Raw genomic sequence first — 26,362 nt, forward strand, 5'->3', positions numbered from 1 at the left:
TGGAACGTCTCTACCTAACTAATTCTCACTTCTAAGCTAATTTTAAACTCCTCAATTTTGCTATTAAGAATTAAGTAAAACTGCTATCGCTGCGCTTGGGTGCTTGATTTATCAATCACGGTTTGAGAGTTTTGCTCAATAGTTTTCACTAGCTTGGTAACATCATTGGGGGTTTTCACCGGTGCAGCTGGAGGAATAGCGGAGGGCCAAACTTTTGTTAGTTCAGCCATACTTGTTTCAATGGCTTTATGTGCTTCCGGAAAGTCTTTCGCCATTTGGCTAGAAATACCTTTGTATAATTCGTTGGCGTAGATGACAAAACCACGAGAGTCTTGATATTCTATTGCCGCAGATATTTTGTTGTTAGCGATCGCTGCACCATATTCTGAGTTTGCCGCATCTAATAGCTCATTAATGCTTTGTAGTACAAATCCGGTTTTTGAGCGTTGCGCTTCTGGTAAAGCAGCGATCGCACCATCTACTGCTTGCATTGAAGAGGTAAAATCCGTTTTTAGTTTGGCTGCTTTCGGATTCGATTTTACTAAATCTTGCAAACTTACTAAAGTTGTTTTAAATTCTTTTACTTTACGTTCGTTTAGTTGGTCTTCTACATCAACATAAATCTCTTCAACAGGATGCCCAATATGAGGTTCTGCTTGTTTGGGCTGATTTTGATCTAGTAGTTCTTTTGCTACTATAAGATGCCCTTTCATCAAGCCCAATTTACTCATATAGTCAACATCTTTTGCTTCACCGGTAAGTACTACCTCTTGAACAGTCACCAAATCTTTAATTTGATTAAACTGCTCTTGATTAATCACCTTTTTGGATACTAATTCTTCTGGTGAGGCATAAGGACGATTAGCTTGAATTTTGTTTGATAATGCTGGTATTGCTAGCTTTGCTTCAAACTTATCCAACTCGGACAATATCGCAGTGTTGATATTTATTTGATTTTTGCTGCCGTGACCGCTGTGACTATTATTACTTACTGCTTCGCTTGCCTGGGGGCTATTGGCAACAGGGGCTCCTGTATTCTCTGCGGTTGGTGTGCCTGCATTACAGGAACTCAGGGAAACTATAGCACAAGCAGCAACAGCCAAAAAAATGTAACGAACTTTGATCATTTTTGCTCCAAAACACGTTTGAAAGGTATTAATTAAAACTTTGTCAGCTAGCAACAGCATGTTAGTTTTACATCTAGTCGTAGAATTTACTTTTGCATATAATGATATTTTTTATCAACTAATTAAGAAAATTTAACTGTAACTTCAATAATTTTTTCAAATAATTTCGGCTCTGCCCTAATTTGATGCAGAGTATAATGCAACACATTTAATTTGAGAAATTGGGAATTGGGCATAGGGCAATGGGCATTGGGGAGGCAGTGCGTTGCGCGGGTTCCCAAGGCACTCCGTTGGGCGGCTTTGCCGACTTTAAGGAAGTGCCGTCGCGTTGAAGCACCTGCCGTCATTGGTAATAATTCTTTTCCTATTCCCCAGTCCCCAGTCCCCAGTCCCCAGTCCCTAGTACCCTTAAGTTGTTGAAATCGCGTTTTTGCTGTCCGCGACTACTTCAAATTGACCCATGCAGCCATTTTCGGCGATCGCATCTTGATGCGGATGAAACATGTACTTACCCGGATAGCGAAAGGCAAATTCTAAGATGTGTCTTTCCGCTATACCCATCGTGATTACATCACTTTTCTCGCTGGGTGTAAGAGTCATTCCATAGCGATAGACATCAAAAAAGTTGGCGTGGAGGTGAAAAGTAACAGCCGGATCGAATTCAATAATGTTGAGGACGTACAGCCGAATCAACTGATTTTGATAAATCTTAATCGGATTATCCATGTAATAATGCGGCTGACCGTTGAAGGCGTAAAACTCATTGCGGTTATCATCATTGATGTCATACCCAGCCATAATTAAAGCTATTTCATCCGCCGGCGGACGGGGTTTGGGTGGATCGATGATAAACATTCCGTATAAACCTTTGGCAATGTGACGGGTCACTGGTTCAATATGGCAATGGTACAAATGAACGCCATAAGGTTCTGCGTCAAATTCATAAATTGTGGCGCTACCGTTGCTAACTGGACGAATACCATCCATTTCTGCCGGGTGGACACCGTGAAAATGCAAAGAGTGAGAATGTCCGGCTTTATTGTAGAACAATACGCGCACGCGATCGCCTTGTTTTGCTCTCAGTGTTGGTCCTGGAATCCGACCATTTAAATCCCAGATGTTGTAAGACACAACACTATTTAGCTGAATGACGGAAGTCCCTGCACTTAAGCGAAATTCGCGGATAGTGCGTCCATTTTCTTTTTTTACCGTACCATAATCAAAATTCCGGAGCACCTGCATCGGGTTAGCAGCAGTTGTTGGTGCGAGCGCCTCCATCGGCGGTATCTTGACAATTGACTTACTTTGTGCGTTCAACGTCTGCCAAAGTGCCGTCGCCCCAGCCACACCCGCACCAGCTAATCCCAGCTTCAGCAGTTGACGGCGGCTCCAAAGGTTTTCTTGCCCCAAAGCAAAATTGTTAGGCATGGAATTTCCAATTAGCGCCCAAATAAGTTTGCAATTTTTTTGCAATTTACCTATGTATATTATCGAAATCAATAATTTTTGTCAATTACTGTCTTATATCGCTATTTGAGGCAGTAAATTTAGTTTCTCAAAAAATGCAAGCTTACATTGGGCAAAGTTGAAATTTTTATTGTACTTAAGTACTTTCTCGTAGGAGAAACAAAGATTAGTTACAGATATTATGTATATACTTAATTATCTTGTTTATAAATGCCGATACAAAAGGTTTTTGCTAAACTGTTTTGATAGATAAATTACCAAAACTAATTCTGGAAGGTCAAAAATGACTGAAACTTTTTCTCGTCCTTCAGCGCTGCAAAAGACCGTAAATATTACTCTCTCCAAGCCAGTACAGGTAACGCTTTACATGCTACTATCTTCTTTGGTTATCTGGACTTTTTTCTTCTCCACCTATCCTGCGGTTCACGACGCAACGCACTCAACACGTCACCATACTTTAGGAGTTGCATGTCACTAAATTATCACATTTGCGAGATTTTTCAGATGCATTAGATTTAGCTGGAAATAATTTTAGGTGATGTAAAATAGTCGGGAGTCAGAAGCTAGAATACACAAGTTTTCTGACTCCTAACTTGCGAATTTTCAAAAAAGGTTTTATGAAAAAATATCGTCTGTTTGGGGTTATCAGCGCTGTTTGTATCACCTTGTCAATTTTTTATTCGTTTGTGGGGGTTTCTCAAACTCCAGCACCGAGAGTGGAACTTACCACTAACCCACCTTTAGAGCGTATTCTTCCCTTTGAAGCAGAAGCAAAAAGACCACAATCTCCCGTTACTCTGACGCTACAAGCTGTTGATGCTGCGGGTAAACCTTTAAAGGGTGCTTTAATAAACTTACAAATATTGACACCGCCGCGCAACTTTTGGTTGACAACAGATTTCCCGATAGTTGAGGGAACTAAATTGCTGGAAATGAATGCAGCTGCACCTGATGGAAAGCTGGAAATTCAGCAGATGTTACCGATTCGTGGTAACTATCAGTTGCGGGTGAATGTTTCGCCTTTGGTAGGAAATACTTTTGCTGCATACAAGCAAACTTTGAATCTGAAAGTTCGAGAAAATCCCATAAAATTTAAATATTTTGCTGTTGTTGCAGCTATTTTACTATCAGTTGGATTAGTCGGTGGTTGGGTTATCGGCGGACAAGAAAAATTGCGAGAAGGAGAAATTGCACCGCAGTCAGTACGTCTGTTGTTAAGTGGGTTGACAGTAGTGGCTATAGTGACGCTATTGTTTATTGACATTAGCGCAGAAGTTGCAGATGCTCACGGTAGCGAACACTCAAACACTACGGAAGCGATCGCCCCATCAATTCAAAAATCTCAGGGGTTAGAAGTCAGTATTGAGGGAGATAAAAACGCCACTGTAGGAAAAGTTGCGAATTTAGGGCTACAGGTGAAGGATACGACAACAGGACAACTCATAAACGATGTAGCATTGCAAGTGAAAGCGATCGCTTTAGAACATGGTTTAACAGTCTTTACCTACAACGGAGTTCCCGATAAAGGCAAGTTAACATGGCAGGAACAATTTTTTGATGGTTCACCCCATAAAATTGAGGTAGAAGCAACTCCCATCCCTGGATCTAACCGTCAATTTTCACCGATAAAAGTGGCACAGTCAGTTGAAGTTGAGGGAATTGCGCCACCAATTTATATCCGGTTGATTAGTTTATTTTACTTTACTACTATTGTCGGCATTGGGATGGCGATCGGATTGTTAATACAACGACGAAAACCACAAGTAAGAGCAGAATAAATACAAACTTATCGCAAGTGCTTAGTGGATAGTAGTTAGTGGTTAGTGGGTAGTAGAGACGCGAGGAACATCGTGTCTGTACGTGGGTAGTGGGTAGGAGTAATTTTTTACAACCAACAACTACCTCCTAACAACCATCAACCATCAATTAACAACTAACAACTAACTCCTAACAACCATCAACTAATACCTAACAACCAACAACTAACATTTAATCCTAATCGGTGCATGTTCAATTAAACAGTAAGGACGACTGTAGCTGAGTGGAGGTTCTAAAGCGTGAGCTAGCAAAAATTCTGAATCGTTCATTACTCGCTCAGTCTCACCATCGAAAACAATTTGTCCTTGACTCAATACAACAGTGCGGGAACAAAGTTCTAAAGCCAAATCTAAATCGTGGGTAGCAATTAGTTGAGTAAAAGGCAAAGTTTGTAACAAATCAATTAACTGACGACGCGATCGCGGATCTAATTGAGCAGAAGGTTCATCCAATACCAAAACCTGCGGATTCATCGCTAAAACCCCTGCGATCGCAATCCGTTTTTTTTCCCCTCCAGACAAATTATCTGTATTGCGTTGCCCAAACCATTCTGGATCGATATCAACCGCAGCCATCGCCTTTATAACGCGATTTTTAAGTTCTTCGTCTCGCAAACCCAAATTCATCGGACCAAAAGCAACATCTTCCCATACTGTGGGCATAAATAGCTGATTATCTGGATTTTGAAAAACCAATCCGACAAAATTCCGAATTTCTCGCAAATTGTCAGGAACTACTAACCATTCACCAATAATTACTTCTCCTTCTTGAGGTAAAGTAATTCCATTTAAGTGAAACTGCAACGTAGATTTTCCCGAACCATTCGCCCCAATTAATGCTACCTTCTCCCCAGCTTCGATAGATAGATTAATTTTTTTTAAAGCCTGAGTTCCATCAGGGTAGGTATAACTAAGATTTTTGATTATTATGGGATTATGATGCATTAATATAATCTGATATTAGTTAGTGGATAGTTGATAGTTGATAGTTGATAGTAGATAGTGGATAGTTGATAGTTGATAGTTGATAGTGGGTAGAGTTAGGAGTTAGGAGTTAGGAGTAGGAGTTAGGAGTTTTTTTAACCACTAACAACGCTCCCACTAACCACCAACAACCAACAAATAACAACCAACCAACAACTAACAACTAACAACGCTCCCACTAACCACCAACAAATTACAAAATCAAATAAACAGCTTGTCCAAGTAGTGCTAAAATGAGCGTCAAAGTTAAAGCGATCGCATCATTTCGTCCTGCTTGTGGTAATTTTTCTATCGGTAATATTCCTTGATAACCTCGCGATAGCATCGCTTGATGAACGCGGTTTCCTCGGTCGTAAGTGCGGATAAATAGCGCTCCGATCATATTACCAACTACTAAGCGAATAGTACGATTGCTGTTCATCAAGTTGCGTGATGCTGCTGCCCGTCGCATAATGTTAAACTCACCGATCAACACACCAATATAGCGATACATTGAAGCCAAAATTGCGACTAACAGCGGTGGGGTTCGCAGTTCGATTAAAGCATTAAGCAACGCCGATACCGAAGTTGTTAAAGTTAACAAATTCAACATCAGTAAAGATAGCAGCGCCTTAGTAGTGACACTACCTAAGACAGTTAGCCCGACTGTAGTAATTTGCAACGGACCCCAAGCCCAAAGCACTGTACCACCGCCTCGAAACAAAGTACCCAAAAGCACAACACCGACAAAACCCAACTCAACTGCTAAACGTTTTAGCAGCACGCTGAAGGTGACTTTACTGAGTAATAAAACGCTTGCCACAGCCAAGCCATAAATCGCCCAAGTCCACCAATGTCCATTTGGTGTTAGGACAATTGCAAACACAAGCAGCAATGTACATAGTATCCGAGTGCGGGGGGCGAGTTTGTGCCAGGGAGTAATCTGTTTACTATTAACATCAAGCGCTAATGCCCCAATATGCAGCAGCATCTAAGAATTTTGGATTTGAGATTTTGGATTTTGGATTGACAAAAACAAGGAAAACTTGAGGAGGGGAAAGGAATAAAAAAGCTTTCTCTTCTTCCCTTTCCCCTTTCCCCCTCTTTTTTCATGTGGTTTATTCTCAATCATCCGTATACCGGGATTCATCATACTCACGATGAGATGAAGTTGAACCACGTACAACTAGTTTGCCAATTCCCCAAGCCAAGCCAAAAACGGCTAAAGTTCCGACTAAGCCAGCGATGGGAGTAGCTACAGCTTCCGGTACACCTCTGAGGGCATATTCATCAAAAACAGCGTAGAAGGGTAGCTTTTTAGCTGGTGCATCTTCATGTGCTTTATCCTCAAATTTGAGATCCTGGGAGACTCGATCCAAGCCATCAGGGTTTTTACTAGCAAAGGGAGAAAGAAAAATTGCAATTAGCAAAGCAATACCCAAACCAGCTATTACAAAAGCACGATTGCGCGATCGCGTATCATTACTCATAGTTGAATTCCTATTAATAACGCGACAGAGGACGAGAAACAACAGCCTTACGTGGCGGATCGTAAAATAAATCCGGTCGAGTCCGCCAAATAAACGAAAGAGCTACTACGGTGATTGCTGCCTCACCAATACCGATTAGTACGTGCCATGATGCCATTGCAGCCAAAGCCACAGTTAACGGAACTGTTCCAGATATAGCTAGTTCTACAGCACATACAACAGAGGCAACCATTACACTTGTCCAAGCTGCAACAGCTGCGGCAATTAGCATTCCTGACAATTTATTGCCACCTATGGCAAACCGAATTGCTTTGTATAGATAATAACCACCAAACGTGCCAATCAACCCCATATTAAAAATGTTGGCGCCCAGCACAGTCAAGCCGCCATCTTGGAATATTACACTCTGGACGATAAACACCGCCACCATGACCAAAGAGCCAGCCCAAGGACCCAACAAAGCACCTGCCAGCGTTCCACCTAAAAGGTGTCCGGAAGTGCCTCCAGGAATAGGGAAATTTATCATTTGAGCCGCAAAGATAAAAGCGCCACATACACCCATTAGGGGTACAGCTCGTTCTTGGTATTCTGCCTGCGCTTTGTTAAGCGCGAGTGCAATCAAAGCGATCGCAATTACCCATGTCACAGCGATAATAGGTAAATTCAGAAAGCCATCGGGGATGTGCAGGGCTAACTGGGGCTGAGTTATCCAGTGCAGCCAGCTTGAATATGTAATAAAAGCAAACACAATTATTTCCGTAATCTAAAGACTTTTTTAGTCAGGTTAGGCAATATACGCAACATTCGACATTAACTGAGAATTTCCCCATAATTCAATCCTATGGGGGGGCATTTTTACTTAAGTGGGGGGATGGGGGGATGGGGGGATGGGGAGAGGGGGGGAAAGAATTATTCTCATTGTCTCCCTTGTCCCCTTGTCTCCCTTGTCCCCCTTGTCTCCCTTGTCCCCCACTCCCCCACTCCCCCTCTAGGGATTGACCGGAAAACTGATAAAAATTACAGAATCAATGGGTATTATTATTTGGGTTTGATTAGTGGTGAGGTATTAATGTTGGTTTGGCGTAAACATATTGTTATTATTCCTGTTGGTCTGAGCATCGCTTTGTTGCTCAGTGGTTGCGATAACAGCAAAGTTGCTCAGTGCGATCGCCTGATGAAGGCTGTTAGTGAAGGAAATGCTCTGATTGACAAAAATAAAGGTCAGCAGGTGACAACCAGTTTGAAACTCGCGTCCGATCTCGAAGCTGTCACCAAATCGCTCAAGCAAATGAACCTACCAGACCCCGAACTGAAAAAATATCAAGACAAATTTGTGAAAGTGTTTGACACTCTCGGCAAACAGATAACCAAAGCAGGTAAAGCTCTTGGTTCAGCTAAAACAGCACAAGCCTCTCAATCTGGTAGAGAAAAAATACAAAAAGCCAGAACAGATATCGATACCGCATTGACATCCGCCGAAACTACGGCTAAACAGTCTGATGCTTTAGAAGCTGAAGTGAAAAAGTACTGTAGCCAACCTGAGTAATTTATCTAGGTAATCAGTCATTGGTAATGGTGAGTCCAGCGCCGTGCGCGGGTTCCCCGCGTTGAGGCGACTGGCGAACCCGAAGGGCTAATAGCTAATGGCAAAAAAGCAGTTAGCATACTCAACTATTAGTATTTTTTATACTTTTTAACTACGAAATATTCCTGAAATACACCAATTTTGTCTGTCAAGAGAAATATTGGTGTTAGTAAAGTGAAATACAATGAGCGATATCGGTCTGCTGATGGCAGGCGTGTTAACTGCTGGGCAAGCATTTCCGCCCAAATTACCTGAACAGCCATTAGTTGAGTCAGATAATGTGGTGCAGCAGTCAAAACAGAGTGAGGCAAAGAAAATTGTCCCACCGACCCAAATCACACCACCTGAATTGATACAACCAGATGCAAGTCTCCAAACCGTCCAATCAGCGTTAAAACCAGAGCATCAAAATATACTTAATAAAATTAGAGAAAAAATTCCCTCTCAAGGCTCCTTTGTTCAAGTAGGGGATGAGGGAGACAAGGGAGATAAGGGAGACAAGGGGGACAAGGGAGACAAGGGGGACAAGGGGACAAGGGGACAAGGGGACAAGGGGGACAATGAGAATAATTCTTTCTCCCCATCTCCCCATCTCCCCATCTCCCCATCTCCCCCTCCCCCCCTCTCCCCCTCCCCCCCTCCTCCACTCCCTCCATCCCCCGAAATGTCTCAAGTCACATCGGTGTCACAACTGGACGATGTGCAACCTTCAGATTGGGCTTTTGCTGCTTTGCAATCTCTGGTAGAACGCTATGGCTGCATTGCTGGATATCCAAATAGGACTTATCTAGGCAACACCGCTATCAATCGTTATGAATTTGCAGCTGGTTTACAGCATTGTCTGGAGCAGATTAATAAATTAATAACTAACAATACAGCTAATACTGTTAAAGATGAGGATTTAATCGAGCTGCAACGCTTGCAAACTGAGTTTCAAGCAGAGTTAAAACAAGTTCTTTCTCGGGTAGACAATTTAGAAAGCCAGACTAGCGAAATACAAGCAAATCAGTTTTCCACCACGACGCGACTATTTGGGCAAGCTATTTTTAGCCTCCAGGGAACGAATAGCGCTGATGTCGATTTGTTTCCTAGAGATAAAGTGCCAGAACGCAAGGCAGAAACGAATCTGACTTTTGCCAATAGCGTGCAACTAACCCTCGCGACTTCGTTTACAGGGCAAGATTTACTGTTAACTGGGCTGAGTTCGGGAAATTTAAATTCTTCTGCGTCCTCAGTATTTAACAATATGGGGCGGTTGGGTTTTGAGTCAAATACAAATAACGATTTATATATCAGTGATTTATCTTATCGATTTCCGGTTTCAGACAACTTGGGAATTATTGTCGGTACGGTGGGTGTCAATCCTACGAACACCTTTCGCGGTATTAACCCTCTAGAAGGGAATGGAGAGGGAGCAATTTCTTTATTAGGTCAGCGTAACCCGATTTTGGCAATTGGTAACGGTACTGGCGGTGTTGGCTTTGACTGGCAAATAAGCGATCGCCTCAGTTTACAAGGCGTTTATAGTGCTGAAATTCCCAGCTTTCCCGGTAATATCCAGGCTGGCGGACTTTTTGGCGGCAGATATACCGCCGGCGCTCAACTAACTGTAGCACCCACCAATAACATCGATGTTGGGCTGCATTATCTTTTCTCCCACTCTCCCGATGGCTTACTGGGAACCGGTATCGGCGATGCTCAGTTAATTTCCCCTTTTGCACCTGCGACAGCTTTTAATACCCATGCTGTCGGCGCTACCGTCGCATGGCGCATTAATCCCAATTTTAACTTAGGCGGTTGGGGAGGCTGGACTCACTCAAATCCAGTCAATCTCTCTGGAAGTGTGGAAACTACAAACTGGATGGTATTCGCTGCCTTTCCCAATTTACTGCGTTCCGGCAATTTGGGCGGCATTCTCGTCGGACAACCCCCGAAAATTACTTCTAGTTCCTTACCTGAAGGATTCAATTTTCCCAACTTTTCTGAAGGAGGTACAGCGGGTGGACGCGACGACACATCACTGCACGTAGAACTCTTTTATCGCGCCCAACTCAATGACAATATCTCTCTCACTCCGGGTGTCTTTGTGATTTTCAATCCAGATCACAACGCTGCTAACGATCGCTTGGTAGTAGGGGCATTAAGAGCAACATTCCGGTTTTAATTCTGTACGGATGTAAATGTAAATAAATGCACTAATTGCATACGGGTGTAGTCAAAGAAGAAGGGGGTAGGGGGTAGGGGGTAGGGTGTGGGGAACCCCATCCATAAATGGAGGGGCGCAAAGACAAGGACACCAAAGAAGGGGGTAGGGGGTAGGGTGTGGGGTGTGCAGAAGAAGGGTGTGGTCAAACAACACACCCTGCTCTCGACACCCCCCTCTTCTACCCCCCACACCCCACACCCCACACCCTACACCCGTTCTCGGTCAGTTTTTCATTTTCATCACGCAATTAAAGCAGAGATTCCCCTGCTGTAAAAACATGCGTGATTTTTTTTTGCATATTAATCAAGGAAATTTTCAATGCAATTAAAATCATCAGCAATTAAAACCAAATCCAACTCCCAAGTTAAGAGTTTCGTAGTGAGCGCTTCAGCGCTCAAATCAAGGACTAAAGTCCTTACTACATTATTCACCCATCAAAATTCCTTTAATGGACTACTAATTATTACTAGCAGTATAGCCGCAGCCATTATCGGTTTCTCTTCAGAATGTGCTGACGCTCAAATCACAATTCAAAGCACTGGCACTTTATCAGGTACTATCCAACTTCCCAAATTTAATCCGAACTTCAACCGGGTGGTTACTCGTGTAGATACAAATTCCAAGGGTACTTATTCCCGCCAAGGAGTACCTTTGTACACTTCTAACTATGTGAAGGTACAAACTCGCGCCGATGGCAGTCTGCATTACTTCGTTGACTTTAAAGGCATTCCGGTTGTCTCATTTGATGGCTTGCTGACTTCGCCAGCACTTTCAAGCGGTGACTTGACATCCTATAATTATCAAGGAAAATTGCCCGGAACCAAATTTGAAGCTGTAGTTCAAGATGAGTTTGGGTTAAAAAAAGCGCTTTACACCGGCATTGTCACCGATCCAAAAACCGGACAGCAGTATCAAGGTACTTTTAGAGTAACTGGACAAGGACCGCGATATAGCCAAAGTAATGGTAGTGCTACCCCTACAGTCTTTGATTTCAAGTCGGATATACCAGGTAAGCCAACCGTCACCTCCTTGAAAATGACTAATGCGCCTCTGATAAAGTTGTTCATCACTATTCCCGCAGGTGCAACTCCCATCACTCCCCGTAGTGATGCTGGTGATGCCACACCGATTGCTGCTGGTGCTACACCAATTGATGCTGGTGATGCTACACCGATTGCTGCTGGTGCTACACCGATTGTGACTGGTGGTGCTACACCGATTGCTGCTGGTGCTACACCGATTGTGACTGGTGGTGGTACACCGATTAGTAACGGTAGCGGTACACCGATTGATGTCGGTGGTGGTACACCGATTGGTAGTGAGATTATATCGCCGATACCAGAAGCGATCGCAACATCAAATTCTCCCTCACCCTCTGCTGAACCTAATGTAGAATTCAGTAACGGTAATTCTTCGGCACTCCATCCTTTAAGTCTTGCCTCAAGTATTTGTTCGCGCAAAGATGTAAATTGCCCCACAAAACCATCTGCACCCAAACAAACTATTGGTCCGCGCAGTCGAGTGCTACTGCGTTAGGGGAATTGCAAATTGGGAATTGGTAATTGGTAATTGGGAATTGGGCATTGGGCATTGGGCATTGGGCATTGGGAATTGGTTATTAGTAATTATTTTTATTACCCATTCCCCATTCCCCATTCCCCAGAAAGAATAGGGAGTAGGGAGTAGGAGTAGGGAGTAGGAAATTTTTCTTTGCCCATTGCCCATTGCCCATTGCCCATTGCCCATTGCCCATTGCCCATTGCCCATTCCCCATTCCCCATTCCCCATTACCCACTCCCCACTCCCCACTCCCCACTAAAACTCTGGAAATCCCGAATACGCACAGTTTGGCAAGAAAAACAACACAGCAGCTAATTGCACCCCTTAAAATAGTGTCAATCACACCTTTTCTTCGGAAATGTATATGAAAGGACAACTTTTTGAATTAATACCCACACTCATGCAAGTCTTACAAAGAAATATGGGCTGGATGACTTGGAACTTATTTCTGGCTTTTATACCTTTGGCTTTGAGTGTTTGGTTGTTTCGCACTCGTCGCGGACGTTCTTGGGTTTGGTGGTTCGGATTCCTGGTGTTCTTCGCTTTTTTACCGAATGCGCCTTATTTATTAACTGATGTCATTCACCTCATACATGATATCCGCTCAGTTCCATCGGTATGGATGATTACTCTAGTGATAATTCCGGTATATTTGCTGGTGATTTCGGCTGGATTTGCAGCTTATGTAATATCTTTAATTAATTGGGGTTACTACTTACACCGCATTGGCAAAAGCCAGTGGATTTTGGGGGTTGAGTTAATTACCCATGCTTTCAATGCCGTTGGTATTTATTGGGGACGGTTTTTGCGTTTCAACAGTTGGGATTTTATTACGCAACCGGATGCCATAATCACCAAAGGCATAGAGGAAATTCTTGGAAAACAGCCTTTGGTGATTATCACCATCACTTTTGTCATACTAACAGCCTTGCACTGGCTGATGAAAAAAGTGATTTTGAGTTTTCTTAGGCAACCGCACAATGGGGTAGATATTAAGTCACGCTCATCGAATCCTAACACCCACAACGCTGGATAAGTTTGCTGATTTGAGATTTTTAGATGGGATGGAGACAAACAGGCAAATTTGCAATTGACAATTTTCGATTACTAATTACCCTTTGGGTTCGCAGTTCCTTCTTTTGTCACAGACCAAGGCGAACAAGTCGCTTACCCAATTATCATGAATATTATCTGATTAAAAAAATAAAATCAAATCAAATAAAAATGGTTTTATTTGAACCGCTGTTATTTAAGAAAAATCTGTGATATCTGGCAACAAGAAGCAGAGCTTCTACGCAATGCTTAAATATCGGCAGTAAGCAATAACAGAATATTAAATAAAAACTCATTCACCTCTGTACCCGTCATGTCCTCCATCTAAAGAAGTGGGATGTGACGGGTAATTTCTTATCAAAAGAAAGATGCAGCAAAGCGCATCTAGATTTGAAATGAATCTAGACTGCTCTGCTTTGATTAACTAGCATCGGAGTTTAATATGGCGCTATTGTCTATTGATGAACTAAAAAGTTTAGTAGAAAACCCACAAAATCCATGTGTATCTCTATACATGCCTATGGTAAAAGCGGGACCAGAAGTTCGACAAAACCCAATTCGCTTCAAAAATTTAATTCGTGAAGCGGAAGAACGCTTAGATACAATAAAGTCTCGTCACACTGAGGCTGTAGATTTTCTCCAGCCAGCCAAGGAACTTGATACGGTTGAGTTTTGGGAAAATCAAGACCACGGATTGGTAATTTTTGTTTCTCCAAATGTATTTCGCTACTACCAACTGCCGATGGAGTTTCAAGAATTAGTGGTTGTTAGCGACCAATTCCACCTCAAGCCATTGCTACATCTGGTTAACAACGATGGACGCTTTTATGTCCTAGCTTTGAGCCAAAAGGATATCAAGTTTTTTGAGGGAACACGCTACAGCATCAATGAGGTAGAGGTAAAAAATATGCCTAAGAGCCTCGATGAAGCCCTTCAATATGACGAAACTGCTAAAGACGGTCAATTTCGGATTGCCACATCAAAAGGGGGAACCTCAAATTCTTTTTCTCAGCCTGGTTCGTTTCACGGGCAGGGAAGTCCCGACAGGGATGAGCATCAGAAAGACATTCTGCAATTCTTTCACGCTATTGATGCCCCGTTGCACGAGAAACTGCGAAATCAAAAAGCACCTTTAGTTTTGGCAGGAGTTGAGTATCTCCACCCGATTTACCGCGAGGCAAATACTTATCCGCATTTGGTAGAAGAAGGCATTACTCGCAGACCAGAAGTCTTCCAGGCAGAAGAATTGCACGAAGATGCTTGGCAAATCGTGGAACCTATGTTTTCTCAGGCACAGAAGGATGCAATGGAACTTTATCAGCAACTAGCTGGGGAGGGAACTGGTAAAGCTTCTAGTGATATCAAAGAAATCATTTCAGCAGCTTATTACCAAAGAGTTGATTCTTTGTTTGTACCTGTAGGGCAGCAAATATGGGGTAAGTTCGATCCGGATAGCATGAGTGTGGATTTACACCCAGAACCAGAGCCAGACGACGAGGATATGTTAGATTTTGCCGCGATTCATACGCTTTTAAATAGTGGTACGGTTTACACCGTTGAGCCGGAAAAAGTGCCAAATGGCGCACATGCGGCGGCAATTTTCCGATATTGATTGTGTTTATGGTGTTGTATAAAGATAAACAAGTTATATACAACACCATTTATGAATGATATTCGTTGCTTTATCAGTCAATCTCTGATCGCTTTAACTCTTTTGAATGTGGCAATGTTTGCCAACTCTGCAACGGCAGAAACTATCACCGGACAATCAGGCAATGTGCGGGCAGAAATATCCTACGACAAACCCCAGGAATACCAGTATAAAAATGTTAGGTTGAAAATTATCCGGGCAGGTAAAACAATTTTGGATAAAAAACTGCCGCAAGAAAGTGAATTTGATCGCCCTTCAGGTAGTCTGGCTGGAAAACTAAAGTTGCCTGTGGTAGACTTAGACGGCAACAAAGAACCAGAAGTAATCGCCGATTTCTTTACAGGCGGAGCGCACTGTTGTGTTTATTCATTAATTTATCGTTACAACAGCACATCTAAGCAATACACTCAAATACGCCATGAATGGGGTAATGCTGGCTATGAACTCAAAGATTTAGACAAAGACGGATTATCAGAATTTGAAAGTCGAGACGATCGCTTTGCCTATGCTTTTACATCTTATGCCGCTTCTGGCTACCCGTTGCAAATTTGGCAATATCGCCAAGGTAAAATGATTGATGTTACCAGACGCTATCCCAAATCAATCGCCAAACATGCCTCTGAGAATTGGCAAACTTATCTGGAAGCCAAAAAAGAAGGTGATGACGGCAAGGGATTTTTAGCCGCATATTTGGCAGATAAATATATGCTAGGTCAAGGAAAGGAAGCTTGGCAGCAGGTAGAGCAAGTTTATCAAGGAAGCGATCGCTCTAAATACTTTGCCCAAGTACGTAAGTTTTTGCGCGAAACTGGCTACGTTAAATAAAGGGAATTGGGAATTGGGAATTGGTAATAGGGAATTGGGCATTGGGCATTGGGCATTGGCTTCTCCCCTTTCCCCTTGTCTCCTTGTCTCCTTGTCTCCCCATTACCGATTCCCCATTCTCCGTGCTGCTTCTAAAATTATTCTTTGTTCGGCACGAGCGATCGCTTGATATGTCCTCGATACCGCTTCTGGTTCCACAGATATAGACGTAATCCCCCATTCTACCAACTTATCAATAATTTCTGGATACAGCGCTGGTGCTTGTCCGCAGATTGAGCAAGGAATCCGCGCAGATTTTGCCATCTTAATTAGTTGAGCTACAGCACTCATCACTGCCGGATGTCGTTCATCAAATGAAGACGCTAACTCTCCTTGTTCTCGATCTACTCCTAACAGTAGTTGAGTTAGGTCATTTGTACCAATCGAAATTCCTTGTACACCTGCTTTCACATATTCTGGCAGTAAAAATAGCACGCTTGGCACTTCTGCCATAATCCAAAGTTGAAATTGTGGCTTTTGAGTTAACCCTGCTGACTCAACTTTTTGACGACAAAAAGAAAACTCTTCCACAGTGCGAACAAAAGGCAATATTAAATGGATATTGTTGTAGTCTGCTTGCTGTATTGCAGCTATTGCTTCAAGTTCCAATTCAAAAACTGCGGAATTTTGCAAATAAGCAAAAGTGCCACGCTCACCTAACATCGATTGTTGCGAAGATGGTACATTAGAACTAAATGATGTCAATTCGTGCGATCGCCAATCTAAAGAGCGATAAAAAACTGGTCGTGGTGCAAAAGCACGAACAAACTGCATCATTTGCTCAGACCATAGCTCTAATAATTCTGCCTTACGTCCGCTAGAAAGCCAACTATTAGGATGTTGCCCCTCAAGTATTGTTAACACCATCAATTCTGAGCGTAACAATCCTACCCCATCTACAGGCAAACTTTGCACCTGCTCTATCAAACTGGGCTGACTTAAATTAACCAGCAACTGTGTAGCAATCATGGGTAGGTGCGCTGACAAAAGGATAGGGGAATCAGAGACTAAAGGTTCGGTTGTGAAGTTGCCCAGTTGAGATTGCGCTTTGTGCTTTGGTGTCGCTTGGGTAATAAGGGGAACTTCCTGACTTTCTGCATCTTCTTTTCTCACGCGATAAACTTCTCCTCTATCACCATCCAAAAGTAGATTCGCACCTGTTTGAATTAAAGCTGTAGCATCTTTTGCGTTCACTACTGCTGGGATGCCCAACTCTCTGGCAAGAATTGCCGCATGGCTAGTCAATCCCCCTTGTTCAGTGATAATACCGACGATTTTTTGCATGAAAGGTAGCCAATCGGGAGCGATCGCTTGTGCGACTAAAATCACTCCTAATGGTAGTTGTTCTGATGATAAAAGCGAATTTACTACATAAGCAGTCGCTGTCACACGACCAGTCCCCGCTCCTATTCCCTTGAGAAAGTGTGTATTGGAAACCGCAAATTGAGGAACGCTAACTTTTGTCAGATAAAGCTTTGGGGTTGGAAATTCCTCAGAAATAGTCCACTCAACGGTATAATTTGTACCGAGGTCATTTTCAAGTAGATTCGCCAGTTCAATTAATTGTTGCAAATATTCTTCTTTTAAAGCGTACTGTTTTTGTTGAGATGACTTAAGCAAATCTGCCACCAAAGTATTATCTAGCGCCAAAGAATCGGCTGGTGTATCATCAAGACGATAAGCAAGCATTTTATTGCCCAGTTGTCGTTCTTTGACAACGCCGGTTTCTCGTTGAATGTAGTAAACATCCGGCTGCACTTCCCCCTGTTGCAGTGATATTCCCAATCCCCAGGTTGCTTCAATATCCCATCCTCTTGAGTTGGAATTGAGTAAACCGCTAGCGAGTGCATTTTCAATCGGTTGCACCAAAACTGCTAAATTAATTTGTCGCAGGTCAATTCCGGTTCGTTGCCAATATAGTAAACTTTTGGCACGAAATAATTGACTCCAAGTGGTTTTTAATGCCAAAGCGATCGCTTCACAATCACAACGGCAAATTTGCGACTCCAGCAACCCAGATATATTCCCTACTTGATGCGTTGCAGTCGGTATCGCTACACTAGGTCGAAAAATTAAACACGCAGTTTTCCATTCCTTAGCTGCTTCGAGAATTTTATTCACCCACTTTGATGGTACAGTCGCCGCGATAATTTCTTGATGTAAGTGACCAGCCACCTGTTGCAATTGACGCCAATTATCCACATCTAGGTGTAACGAAGAATAAGGCAAATCGGCGACTAATGCCTCTGAACTATTGAGAGTTTCCAGAAATTGCCGCAAAACTGACGCACCCACTATAAAACCAGGCTTCACGGGGTAGCCACGCTGCATAATTCTGCCCAAGTGAAACGCTTTATCACCAACTTTGGCACGGTCTTGCAGTTTAATTTGGTCAAGCCAGTAGAGTTTATCCACTCAAATTGCTAATTGTCAGTTGTCATGTAACCACGGGCATCATCTTCTGTAGGACTAAAGTCTTGTAAGGGACTCTTCATGAATTGCCCCTACGTAAATTCAATGGTGACGACGATTTGCGCTCATTCCTATCCTGGTAGTTTGTCAGATTTCATCTACTCATTACCTTCGTTCTTCCTCCTGCACCCCGACAAAAAGGGGTTTAGTTAATTTATATAGTTGCACATGCGAGTATATTAATAATTAAAGTAGAATATAAGATTATTTTTTCTGTAAATATATAAGCATTGTTAAGCACTAACTATCTTTTGCCCGATGATTGGCTAAATATCACTTTCCGGCTATGCCTCGCTTTGCTTTTTGGGGCAGTTATTGGCTTAGAACGCCAACTCAAGCGCAAACCCGCCGGTTTAAGAACTCATATGTTGGTATGTTTTGGTTCAGCGGTGTTTACTCTCATACCTCTACTCACAAATGCCACTCAACCAGATAATAATTCTCTTAGTCGCACCATTCAAGGAATTACAGCTGGTGTAGGATTTATTGGTGGAGGAGAAATTTTACGTGAATCTTCCGAAAAATCACAGCATCCTGAAGTTCACGGATTGACATCGGCAGCAGCTATTTGGGTTTCCGCTGCTTTGGGAATTGTCGCTGGCTGTGGTTTATGGCAGTTAGGATTAATTGCTGTTGTCCTGACTTTTTTGGTTCTCAACCTTTTTAAAAGATTAGAAAAACGTTATTACTTAAAAACCAACCGCGAACAGGAAGATATTTCTTTGCTGCGAATTTCCCCAATTGAGGAAAATGAGCGTACAGACACAAATCAAGATAATTAATAATTATTATAGCAATTCTCGGTTACGTGAGGTACACCCGTAGGGGCACGGCAGTGCCGTGCCCCTACACGCGACGATATAATGTTGTACCGCATCTGAATGGGAACTGCTATAATTCATAATTCCTAATTAAAAAGGTGGAAAATAATTCATAATTGATAAATTTGGTAATTTGATAATTAGGAATTAGTAATTACTGTGCAGTCCTGTTCATAGTGGGGTTTAAATCCTTCAAATACATGCGGGCGCGAATTATAAACAAGCGCATGATTTTTTCAGATAATAAATAACTTTATGCCATTTAAATTTTAACTAATTAAACAAAGCGAGTGCTTTAGCAAAAACAGTTTCTTCTGCTCTAGTTTCCAGAATTGACTGTACTAAATTGATAAACTCACTGTCGAGTTTAGTATCATTTTCAATGGTTTTACTAGCTGCATAAAAACTCACATCATCTATTTTTAATTCATTGGTAGTGCCTGTTTGCCAGCCTGGTGTTTTGCTATCCCAAGAAAGCGATCTACCGCGTAAAGTAAATTGAAACCAGGCTATTTCATCGTTTTTTAATTCAAAAAAAATATCAAAATAGGGTTCTTCTCCTTGGAACCAAACTCTGCTAATATCTCCTTCTTTACTTTGTTTAAGTATCTTTTGCTCAATTCTTCGCAATGATGCACCTAAGGATGCAATTTCATTTTTTTCGACAAAATAATTGCTTTTAGGCATGTTTTGAACCGTCAGGAAATTTCAGGTAAAAAAGTAATATTTTTTACTTATCATATACATATTACTACAGCAATTTCTAAGTTACTTCGGAAAATATACGTTAGTTGGGCATTGTGCTTTCGTAGTGAGCGGTAAACCGCTCAGAACTTTGATTTTAAGCGCTGTTAGCGGAGCTTTCCCGTAGGGTAGTGCTTACTACGAAAGAATGTTTATTATTTTCACGCTCCTAAAAAGCGGGTGCGGATGATATTTCTCCTGCTTTAACGAAAAGAATTTGCGAGGAATTTAACCATTGAGAATCAAAAGAACCGAGGTGAGTTGTAGTAATTAAAGTTTGAAAACGGTCTTGAATGGCATCAAGTAATTGATTTTGCCGGGATGGATCTAACTCAGCAAGAACATCATCAAGTAATAACAGTGGTGGTTCTCCAACGACTTCTTCAATTAGTTGTAATTCTGCTAGTTTTAAAGCTAGTACTAGCGTTCTTTGTTGACCTTGAGAACCGTATTGACGAGCGGGTGTTTGATTGATAGTTAATTCTACTTCGTCGCGGTGGGGACCGACAAGGGTTGTGCCTTGACGAAGTTCAGCGATCGCTCGAAGCTGAATTTTTTCTAAAAAAGCTTGCTGTATTTGTTCTGGATGGTTTTGCTCTAAAGTAACACTAGGAACGTAATTAATTTGTAAAATTTCTGTACTACCGCTAATACTAGCGTGCCAAGCTTGAGCAATCGGTGCTAATCGTTGTAAAGCGCGATCGCGTCTTCTAATTACTCGTGTCCCCGTGGTAGCTAATTGTGCATCCCACAAAGCAAGTTCTGAGTCTTGAGTGCTGAGTGCTGAGTCTTGATTTTGTTTCAAAAAAGCATTCCGCTGTCGCAACACCTGATTGTATTGCTGCAAAATAAAAGCGTAAATCGGCTCAAGTTGAATTAAAAGCGTATCTAACCAGTTGCGCCGGTTTTCCGGACCACCGCGCACCAGTTCCAAATCTAAGCTAGAAAACTGCACCGCATTCAACACACCGAGAAAATCCATCTGACGCCGCAAATTCTCGCTATTAAGAGCTACCGTGCGGCGACCATTGCGACGTAAAGTTAAAGTTAAATCGCTTACACCAGTTTGTCGCTGTAAAGTCGCGTTAATTTGAGATGCAATTTCCCCATCTTGAATTAAATCACGATCGCGTGCCATTCGATGCGATCGCAATGTCGCCAATAACTCCACCGCTTCCAACAAATTCGACTTTCCTTGAGCATTATTGCCCACCAAAATCGTTTTCGCAGCAGTAAAATCAACCTGCTGCTCTTTATAGTTGCGAAATTGTCTCAGGTGAATCGATTTGAGGAACATAGAACAGAGGGGAGGAGGGGGGGATGGGGAGAGGGGGGGAGTTCTTGAGAGGGGGGGATGGGGGGATGGGGGGATGGGGAGATGGGGAGAGGGGGGGATGGGGAGATGGGGAGAAAGAAGAATTATTCTCATTGTCTTTTTGTCTTTTTGTCTCCTTATCTCCCTTGTCTCCTTGTCTTTTTGTCTCCTTATCTCCCTTGTCCTCCTTGTCTCCCTTGTCCTCCTTGTCTCCTTGTCCCCCCCTCTCCCCCTCTCCCCCTCTCCCCCTCTCCTCCTAAACGACTTTCTTACCCATTAATCTAAAGAAAATTTTCTCTGCTTCAATCCAGACAAACATTAACGCACTAAAGCCGATGCAAACCCCTAATTCTTGTAAATTGAGATAGTGAGTACCAAAGAAAGCTCGCAGGGGTGGGACGTATACTAACATCAACTGCAAAATTGTTGTTACAACCACCGCTCCCAATACAAAGATATTAGAAAAGGGATTCATCTCTATCGTCAGTCGGCTGTTGGAGCGAATCGCGATCGCATGACCCATTTGCGCGATACACAATGTCGTAAATACCATTGTTTTCCAAGCTTCGCGATCGCCTTGATAACCAGCGGCATGGGTATGATTGTAAGCCCACCACATCAAAGCAATCGAGATTATAGCAAAGATAATCCCAATCCGAATCATATAAGAACCCAATCCCCTGGCAAAAATACTTTCGCGAGGACTAAAAGGTGGACGCTGCATTACGTCTGGTTCTGGAGGTTCCACAGCTAACGCTAAAGCTGGTAAACCGTCTGTTACCAAGTTCATCCATAAGATTTGTAACGGTGTCAGGGGAACACCACCCAAACCGAGTAACGGTGAAGCGGCAATTGTCAGAACTTCGCCAATGTTACTACCTAAGATGTATTTAATAAAGCGGCGAATGTTGGTATATACGACTCTACCTTCTTTGGTGGCAGCAACAATTGTGGCAAAGTTGTCATCGAGTAATACCATGTCGCTGGCTTCTTTACTGACATCAGTGCCTGTGATGCCCATCGCGATACCGATATCAGCTTGTTTGAGGGCGGGGGCATCGTTGACACCATCGCCCGTCATAGCCACAAATCGACCCCGACGCTGCAATGCTTGCACAATTCGCAATTTGTGTTCTGGGGCTACTCGTGCGTAGATGCTCACCAAGTCTACATTTTGCTCTAGTTCTTGGTCGCTCATGCGTTGCAATTCTTGACCGATGAGGACTCTATCCCCTTCTTTTGCAATTCCTAAATCGGCAGCGATCGCTCTTGCTGTTAACTGGTGATCGCCGGTGATCATTACCGGACGTATTCCCGCATCCCGACATTCTTGCACAGCTGCCCGCACTTCTGGGCGCGGTGCATCCAGCATTCCCACCAATCCCAGCCAAACTAATTGTTGCTCGGATGTCTCATCTGAGTTTTCTGGTGGTACTTCTGTCAAGGGTTTGTAAGCGAAACCTAACACCCGTAAACCTTTACTCGCCATGTTATCATTTTCGGCGAGAATTTGCTTGCGTTGCGCGTCGGTTAAAGCTGCTGACTTATCGCCCAAATAAATCTGGGTGCAACGTGCCAAAATCAACTCTGGTGAGCCTTTGGTGAACATTAAGTAACGTTCTTGATTTAACATGTGAGCGATCGCTGGATCGACCGCTGTCAATGGCGATACTCCTGTTGATACTTCCTCAACTTGAGCAATCACGCTCATCCGCTTGCGTTCGGAAGAAAAGGGAAACTCACCAACTCGCGGTAATTTACTACCCCATTGGTCTTTTTCAATACCTGCTTTTCCGGCAAGCGTGACTAATGCACCTTCTGTCGGGTCGCCTAAAATTGTCCATTGCCCTTTTTCTTGTTGCAGCACCGAATCATTACAAACGGCACAGGCGACAAGCATTGCCGGAATTTCTGGATGTTGATCTAGAGAAACATTTTGACCGTTTAACTGAAAATCGCCTGTAGGGGCGTATCCTTCACCGGTGACGCGAAAAGACGAGTTATTGGTATAAACTGATTGCACCACCATTTTATTTTGAGTTAGGGTGCCAGTTTTATCAGAGCAAATTGTGGTGACACTCCCCAAAGTTTCTACAGCTGGCAATTTGCGAATCAAAGCATTTCGCTTCACCATCCGCTGAGTTCCCAGAGCCAAAGTGACGGTAATTACAGCGGGTAAACCTTCGGGAACTACCGCGACTGCCATACTTAAAGAAACTTCAACAAGTTCTTGGAGGTTGCTAAAACCTCTAGCGGCGATGACACCACCGACAATGACGATCGCCACTAAAATTAAAGCACCAGCAACTAAAACGTTACCTAATTGCGTCATCCGTTGCTGTAAAGGTGTCGGTTCACTTTCTACCGACTGCAACAAAGCGGCAATTTTCCCAAGTTCTGTTGTCATTCCGGTATTCGTTACCAGAACTTTGGCACGTCCTTGGACAACTTCTGTACCTTGAAAGACTAAATTCAGGCGATCGCCTAATGATGTTTCTTCCGGTAAAGTTAATACAGCCTGTTTATTTACAGCTTCTGCTTCGCCCGTTAGTGCCGACTCTCGAATTTGCAAATTAGACTGTTCGATTAAGCGTCCATCTGCGGCTATTTGCACCCCAGCTTCTAGGAGAATCACATCTCCAGGTACAATATCCTTGCCGGCGACATCAAGGAGTTTGCGATCGCGGATAACTCGCACATTTGGAGAAGAAAGTTTTTTCAGAGCTGCGAGGGCTTTTTCGGCACGACTTTCTTGGACATAGCCGAGTATACCATTGAGGATGACAATCGCTAAAATAGCGATCGTGTCTTTAAATGGTATTTCACCCGGCTTGAGGTTCCCCGATTGCCAATTCAGGAAGCTTAAACCTCCAGAAATCAAGGCTACAGCAATCAGCATCAACAACATAATGTTCTTGAACTGATCAAGTAGGATTTCCCAGGCACTACGACCCCCAGTTTCTTCTAGTTCATTGGTGCCGTATTTCTGCAATCGCTGTTCTACTTCTTGGGGCGTCAAGCCAGAGTCTGCGTTACTATCGAGCAGGTCTAACGCTTTATTAACTTCTAAACTATGCCAAACGGGGGCACCTTCGGGCAGAGAATTAGCAGACATCGTGTTGGTCACAGGAAATGGTTACAAAATTCGATCATAATCTTAGTGATGGCGATAAAACATCAACTAAAGTTACGTTCAGGCTGTTGCTTGGTTGTCACAGTATAAGTGTAATTCCTGAGATTCGCTAATTTTTCTTGTGAAAATGTATTATGTTTTATTACTGAAAAAAAGTTTGAATAAACACATTGGGAATTGGGCATTGGGCAATTTGAGGAGGGGGAAAGGGTAAAGGGTAAAGGGTAAAGGGCAGAAAGAAGAAATATTTCTCCCCCTGCTCCCCCTGCTCCCCCTGCTCCCCCTGCTCCCCCTGCTCCCCCTGCTCCCTACTCCCCCTCCCCCCCTCCCCTCCTTTCTCGTTAAATGTTTAGCCAAAGAACAATTCGACCGCTTAGTGCTGCTGCCTTATGTGGCATAGCTTTTATCCAGGATACACTCATCGCGATCGACACCCCCAAAGGGCATCTACTGCAAATCGATCCGAGCTCCGACAATACCAAAATTCTCAATTCCCACCAAGTCAGGGAATTTAGGGATGTGACAGGTCTTGCTGTGTGGTCAGATACCCTGTGGGTAACACGGGATAACAGTGTTTATTTGTGTAACCTAAATTCTTTAGGTTTAGAGCATTTTGTTACATTACCCTATCCCGCTGACGGCGTTGCTGTTTGGGAATCAACCGTTTATGTCAGCTGCCAAAAGTTAGGCAGTATTCTGATTTTTGACCGAGAGACGCGAAAAGAGATTACTAGATTTTATGCTCCTGGCGTTGGCGTGGAAAATTTGGTAGTAAGTGAAGAAACTCTTTGGGTTAGCGACACGATAGAGCAAACAGTTTACTGCATCGACAGAGCTACCGGAGAAGTTCAATTTAGCGTGTTAACGCCGTTTGCATGTCCTACAGGCATCGCTTTACATAAAAATGGCGAAACAGGCTCCCAAACGCTTTTCGTCGCTTATGCCTCAGAGGAGCCGTATATTCGGGATAATCCAAATGCTGACCCGAATTATGAATTGACCTATCGCGATCGCACTTTTATTCACCCGCTGTATTATCATTATGAGCCAGATAAGCGCTACGCCCTTTCTAACGGCTATTTGATAGAAATGTCTTATGCTGAAGAAATTTCTCCGTTAGAAGAGGTGTATTTACAAGATGTAGAATGGCGAATTGCTTTACCCTCAGAAACTGACCGTCAAAGAGTAAAACACATTGAACCGATTGGTTTGCCTTTCATAGAAGAAGAGAAAGACGGACAACGTGTGGCAGTATTTAAACTTGATACCCTCACCCCAGGTGAACGACATATATTTGGCTGGAAAGCACTTTTAGAAGTTCGGGGCATTAAGTATCGCATCACACCCAAAGATGTAGAAGATATTCCCGAAGAATTACCATTTCAAGGTCGTTATTTAGTAGATGATGACGACTTAGCAATGGATACTACCATAGTCCGCCGCGCCGCCCGTGATGCAGTTGCTTCAGAAACCAATTTGCTGCGGAAAATGTACAATATCCGCAATTACGTTTACGACGAATTATCATATGGCATCAAACCATACATTGACACGCCAGATATAGTTTTAGAACGCGGTGTTGGTTCTTGTGGGGAATATGTCGGCGTATTGCTTGCTTTATGCCGTTTAAATGATATTCCCTGTCGCACTGTCGGGCGCTATAAATGCCCTCCTATGGGCGAACATAAAAATGTCCCGCTACAACCTGACTTTAATCACGTTTGGTTAGAATTCTACGTTCCGAATTTTGGCTGGTTGCCAATGGAATCAAATCCTGATGATATTGGTAATCGCGGTCCTTATCCCACACGCTTTTTTATGGGCTTATGTTGGTATCATATCGAAATAGGCAAAGGTATCACCTTTGAAAGTTTGAGCAGTAAAGGTACACGCTTAACTAAAGAAGATGTGGCGATCGGTGATTTGGCGATTAATCACATTCAGTTTACGATTCTTGAAGAATTACCGCCTTTTTAGCAACCTATAACTATTTATTACCTTCGCGTTCTTCTCGTCTTCGCGGGTGAAAAGGAGTGCCGAAACACAAAGAAACAAAAAAAAAGAAGAAGGAAATACTTTTGAACTCTGTAGAGA

At 43.0% G+C, this 26,362-nt stretch carries 24 protein-coding genes and 1 pseudogene; 12 read left to right on the forward strand and 13 right to left on the reverse strand.

Annotation, left to right across the window (positions count from 1 at the left end):
• Positions 1-83 precede the first annotated feature (83 nt).
• From AABK37_RS04230 to AABK37_RS04240, 3 genes are all read right to left on the reverse strand, one after another.
• Positions 84-1,127 carry a helix-hairpin-helix domain-containing protein gene (locus tag AABK37_RS04230; protein WP_432550350.1) on the reverse strand — a complete coding sequence of 348 codons (1,044 nt, stop codon included), beginning with the start codon at positions 1,125-1,127 and terminating at the stop codon, positions 84-86.
• Positions 1,128-1,249: 122 nt separating this feature from the next.
• A complete protein-coding gene (locus AABK37_RS04235) occupies positions 1,250-1,474 on the reverse strand; it encodes a hypothetical protein (RefSeq protein ID WP_432550351.1) in 225 nt (74 codons plus the stop codon).
• Between the two features lie 61 nt (positions 1,475-1,535).
• A complete protein-coding gene (locus tag AABK37_RS04240) occupies positions 1,536-2,555 on the reverse strand; it encodes a multicopper oxidase domain-containing protein (RefSeq protein ID WP_432550352.1) in 1,020 nt (339 codons plus the stop codon).
• Between the two features lie 322 nt (positions 2,556-2,877).
• On the opposite strand from AABK37_RS04240, the gene AABK37_RS04245 reads away from it, so the two are divergent.
• Together AABK37_RS04245 and AABK37_RS04250 are read left to right on the forward strand one after the other, a co-directional pair.
• On the forward strand, positions 2,878-3,072 hold the full coding sequence (locus AABK37_RS04245; RefSeq protein ID WP_432550353.1) for a CbtB domain-containing protein: 195 nt from the start codon (positions 2,878-2,880) through the stop codon (positions 3,070-3,072).
• A 139-nt stretch (positions 3,073-3,211) separates the two neighbouring features.
• On the forward strand, positions 3,212-4,372 hold the full coding sequence (locus AABK37_RS04250) for a hypothetical protein (RefSeq protein ID WP_432550354.1): 1,161 nt from the start codon (positions 3,212-3,214) through the stop codon (positions 4,370-4,372).
• Positions 4,373-4,576: 204 nt separating this feature from the next.
• On the opposite strand, the gene AABK37_RS04255 is transcribed toward AABK37_RS04250, so the two are convergent.
• From AABK37_RS04255 to AABK37_RS04275, 5 genes are all read right to left on the reverse strand, one after another.
• On the reverse strand, positions 4,577-5,356 hold the full coding sequence (locus tag AABK37_RS04255; RefSeq protein ID WP_432550355.1) for an energy-coupling factor ABC transporter ATP-binding protein: 780 nt from the start codon (positions 5,354-5,356) through the stop codon (positions 4,577-4,579).
• A gap of 232 nt (positions 5,357-5,588) precedes the next feature.
• Entirely contained in the window at positions 5,589-6,365 is a 777-nt protein-coding gene (gene cbiQ, locus AABK37_RS04260; RefSeq protein WP_432550356.1) for a cobalt ECF transporter T component CbiQ, read from the reverse strand.
• A 133-nt stretch (positions 6,366-6,498) separates the two neighbouring features.
• On the reverse strand, positions 6,499-6,864 hold the full coding sequence (locus AABK37_RS04265) for a PDGLE domain-containing protein (protein ID WP_432550357.1): 366 nt from the start codon (positions 6,862-6,864) through the stop codon (positions 6,499-6,501).
• Positions 6,865-6,877: 13 nt separating this feature from the next.
• Positions 6,878-7,612 (reverse strand): cobalt transporter CbiM, encoded by a 735-nt coding sequence (cbiM, locus tag AABK37_RS04270; RefSeq protein WP_432550358.1) that lies wholly within the window; start codon positions 7,610-7,612, stop codon positions 6,878-6,880.
• A gap of 111 nt (positions 7,613-7,723) precedes the next feature.
• A complete protein-coding gene (locus tag AABK37_RS04275; RefSeq protein ID WP_432550359.1) occupies positions 7,724-7,837 on the reverse strand; it encodes a histidine kinase in 114 nt (37 codons plus the stop codon).
• Positions 7,838-7,933: 96 nt separating this feature from the next.
• Here AABK37_RS04275 and AABK37_RS04280 point away from each other — a divergent pair, with 96 nt between their 5' ends.
• The 3 genes from AABK37_RS04280 (at position 7,934) to AABK37_RS04290 (ending at position 12,191) form a co-directional block, all read left to right on the forward strand.
• On the forward strand, positions 7,934-8,410 hold the full coding sequence (locus AABK37_RS04280; RefSeq protein WP_432550360.1) for a hypothetical protein: 477 nt from the start codon (positions 7,934-7,936) through the stop codon (positions 8,408-8,410).
• Between the two features lie 223 nt (positions 8,411-8,633).
• A complete protein-coding gene (locus AABK37_RS04285; protein WP_432550361.1) occupies positions 8,634-10,613 on the forward strand; it encodes an iron uptake porin in 1,980 nt (659 codons plus the stop codon).
• A gap of 360 nt (positions 10,614-10,973) precedes the next feature.
• Positions 10,974-12,191 carry a hypothetical protein gene (locus AABK37_RS04290; RefSeq protein WP_432550362.1) on the forward strand — a complete coding sequence of 406 codons (1,218 nt, stop codon included), beginning with the start codon at positions 10,974-10,976 and terminating at the stop codon, positions 12,189-12,191.
• On the opposite strand, the gene AABK37_RS04295 is transcribed toward AABK37_RS04290, so the two are convergent.
• On the reverse strand, positions 12,180-12,311 hold the full coding sequence (locus AABK37_RS04295) for a hypothetical protein (protein WP_432550363.1): 132 nt from the start codon (positions 12,309-12,311) through the stop codon (positions 12,180-12,182). The genes AABK37_RS04290 and AABK37_RS04295 overlap by 12 nt on opposite strands.
• A 54-nt stretch (positions 12,312-12,365) precedes the next feature.
• On the opposite strand from AABK37_RS04295, the gene AABK37_RS04300 reads away from it, so the two are divergent.
• The 4 genes from AABK37_RS04300 (at position 12,366) to AABK37_RS04315 (ending at position 15,744) form a co-directional block, all read left to right on the forward strand.
• Positions 12,366-12,530 carry an alpha/beta hydrolase gene (locus tag AABK37_RS04300; protein WP_432550364.1) on the forward strand — a complete coding sequence of 55 codons (165 nt, stop codon included), beginning with the start codon at positions 12,366-12,368 and terminating at the stop codon, positions 12,528-12,530.
• A 49-nt stretch (positions 12,531-12,579) separates the two neighbouring features.
• Positions 12,580-13,251, forward strand: a complete 672-nt coding sequence (locus tag AABK37_RS04305) for a DUF1361 domain-containing protein (RefSeq protein WP_432550365.1) — start codon at positions 12,580-12,582, stop codon at positions 13,249-13,251.
• Positions 13,252-13,710: 459 nt separating this feature from the next.
• Positions 13,711-14,880, forward strand: coding sequence for a hypothetical protein (locus AABK37_RS04310; protein WP_432550366.1), 1,170 nt, complete (start codon positions 13,711-13,713; stop codon positions 14,878-14,880).
• 51 nt (positions 14,881-14,931) lie between these two features.
• The gene (locus tag AABK37_RS04315) at positions 14,932-15,744 is read left to right on the forward strand and encodes a hypothetical protein (RefSeq protein WP_432550367.1); all 813 of its coding nucleotides are present in this window, start codon (positions 14,932-14,934) and stop codon (positions 15,742-15,744) included.
• 102 nt (positions 15,745-15,846) lie between these two features.
• Here AABK37_RS04315 and AABK37_RS04320 read toward each other — a convergent pair whose 3' ends face one another.
• Positions 15,847-18,198 (reverse strand): putative PEP-binding protein, encoded by a 2,352-nt coding sequence (locus AABK37_RS04320; protein WP_432550368.1) that lies wholly within the window; start codon positions 18,196-18,198, stop codon positions 15,847-15,849.
• A gap of 287 nt (positions 18,199-18,485) precedes the next feature.
• On the opposite strand from AABK37_RS04320, the pseudogene AABK37_RS04325 reads away from it, so the two are divergent.
• A pseudogene (locus AABK37_RS04325) lies at positions 18,486-18,935 on the forward strand (MgtC/SapB family protein); the annotation flags it as partial.
• Between the two features lie 414 nt (positions 18,936-19,349).
• Here AABK37_RS04325 and AABK37_RS04330 read toward each other — a convergent pair.
• Both AABK37_RS04330 and recF read right to left on the reverse strand, forming a co-directional pair.
• Positions 19,350-19,763: a hypothetical protein gene (locus AABK37_RS04330; RefSeq protein WP_432550369.1), complete on the reverse strand. Its 414-nt coding sequence runs from the start codon at positions 19,761-19,763 to the stop codon at positions 19,350-19,352.
• Between the two features lie 226 nt (positions 19,764-19,989).
• Positions 19,990-21,117 carry a DNA replication/repair protein RecF gene (gene recF, locus AABK37_RS04335; RefSeq protein WP_432550378.1) on the reverse strand — a complete coding sequence of 376 codons (1,128 nt, stop codon included), beginning with the start codon at positions 21,115-21,117 and terminating at the stop codon, positions 19,990-19,992.
• 131 nt (positions 21,118-21,248) lie between these two features.
• On the opposite strand from recF, the gene AABK37_RS04340 reads away from it, so the two are divergent.
• Positions 21,249-21,395: a hypothetical protein gene (locus AABK37_RS04340; RefSeq protein ID WP_432550370.1), complete on the forward strand. Its 147-nt coding sequence runs from the start codon at positions 21,249-21,251 to the stop codon at positions 21,393-21,395.
• Here the strand turns inward: AABK37_RS04340 and AABK37_RS04345 are convergent.
• Positions 21,392-24,250, reverse strand: coding sequence for a cation-translocating P-type ATPase (locus AABK37_RS04345; protein WP_432550371.1), 2,859 nt, complete (start codon positions 24,248-24,250; stop codon positions 21,392-21,394). The genes AABK37_RS04340 and AABK37_RS04345 overlap by 4 nt on opposite strands.
• A 363-nt stretch (positions 24,251-24,613) precedes the next feature.
• On the opposite strand from AABK37_RS04345, the gene AABK37_RS04350 reads away from it, so the two are divergent.
• Positions 24,614-26,245, forward strand: a complete 1,632-nt coding sequence (locus AABK37_RS04350) for a transglutaminase domain-containing protein (RefSeq protein ID WP_432550372.1) — start codon at positions 24,614-24,616, stop codon at positions 26,243-26,245.
• The last annotated feature ends 117 nt before the right edge of the window (positions 26,246-26,362 follow it).

It is taken from the genome of Tolypothrix sp. VBCCA 56010 (assembly GCF_050875635.1).
Classification (GTDB): Bacteria; Cyanobacteriota; Cyanobacteriia; order Cyanobacteriales; family Nostocaceae; genus Hassallia.

Bases quoted from the DNA above. Each gene is read 5' to 3' on its own strand.
- AABK37_RS04230 (WP_432550350.1), bottom strand. From the start codon at position 1,127: ATGATCAAAGTTCGTTACATTTTTTTGGCTGTTGCTGCTTGTGCTATA.
- AABK37_RS04235 (WP_432550351.1), bottom strand. From the start codon at position 1,474: ATGACGGCAGGTGCTTCAACGCGACGGCACTTCCTTAAAGTCGGCAAA.
- AABK37_RS04240 (WP_432550352.1), bottom strand. From the start codon at position 2,555: ATGCCTAACAATTTTGCTTTGGGGCAAGAAAACCTTTGGAGCCGCCGT.
- AABK37_RS04245 (WP_432550353.1), top strand. From the start codon at position 2,878: ATGACTGAAACTTTTTCTCGTCCTTCAGCGCTGCAAAAGACCGTAAAT.
- AABK37_RS04250 (WP_432550354.1), top strand. From the start codon at position 3,212: ATGAAAAAATATCGTCTGTTTGGGGTTATCAGCGCTGTTTGTATCACC.
- AABK37_RS04255 (WP_432550355.1), bottom strand. From the start codon at position 5,356: ATGCATCATAATCCCATAATAATCAAAAATCTTAGTTATACCTACCCT.
- cbiQ (WP_432550356.1), bottom strand. From the start codon at position 6,365: ATGCTGCTGCATATTGGGGCATTAGCGCTTGATGTTAATAGTAAACAG.
- AABK37_RS04265 (WP_432550357.1), bottom strand. From the start codon at position 6,864: ATGAGTAATGATACGCGATCGCGCAATCGTGCTTTTGTAATAGCTGGT.
- AABK37_RS04280 (WP_432550360.1), top strand. From the start codon at position 7,934: ATGTTGGTTTGGCGTAAACATATTGTTATTATTCCTGTTGGTCTGAGC.
- AABK37_RS04285 (WP_432550361.1), top strand. From the start codon at position 8,634: ATGAGCGATATCGGTCTGCTGATGGCAGGCGTGTTAACTGCTGGGCAA.
- AABK37_RS04290 (WP_432550362.1), top strand. From the start codon at position 10,974: ATGCAATTAAAATCATCAGCAATTAAAACCAAATCCAACTCCCAAGTT.
- AABK37_RS04295 (WP_432550363.1), bottom strand. From the start codon at position 12,311: ATGGGGAATGGGGAATGGGTAATAAAAATAATTACTAATAACCAATTC.
- AABK37_RS04305 (WP_432550365.1), top strand. From the start codon at position 12,580: ATGAAAGGACAACTTTTTGAATTAATACCCACACTCATGCAAGTCTTA.
- AABK37_RS04310 (WP_432550366.1), top strand. From the start codon at position 13,711: ATGGCGCTATTGTCTATTGATGAACTAAAAAGTTTAGTAGAAAACCCA.
- AABK37_RS04315 (WP_432550367.1), top strand. From the start codon at position 14,932: ATGAATGATATTCGTTGCTTTATCAGTCAATCTCTGATCGCTTTAACT.
- AABK37_RS04330 (WP_432550369.1), bottom strand. From the start codon at position 19,763: ATGCCTAAAAGCAATTATTTTGTCGAAAAAAATGAAATTGCATCCTTA.
- recF (WP_432550378.1), bottom strand. From the start codon at position 21,117: ATGTTCCTCAAATCGATTCACCTGAGACAATTTCGCAACTATAAAGAG.
- AABK37_RS04345 (WP_432550371.1), bottom strand. From the start codon at position 24,250: ATGTCTGCTAATTCTCTGCCCGAAGGTGCCCCCGTTTGGCATAGTTTA.
- AABK37_RS04350 (WP_432550372.1), top strand. From the start codon at position 24,614: ATGTTTAGCCAAAGAACAATTCGACCGCTTAGTGCTGCTGCCTTATGT.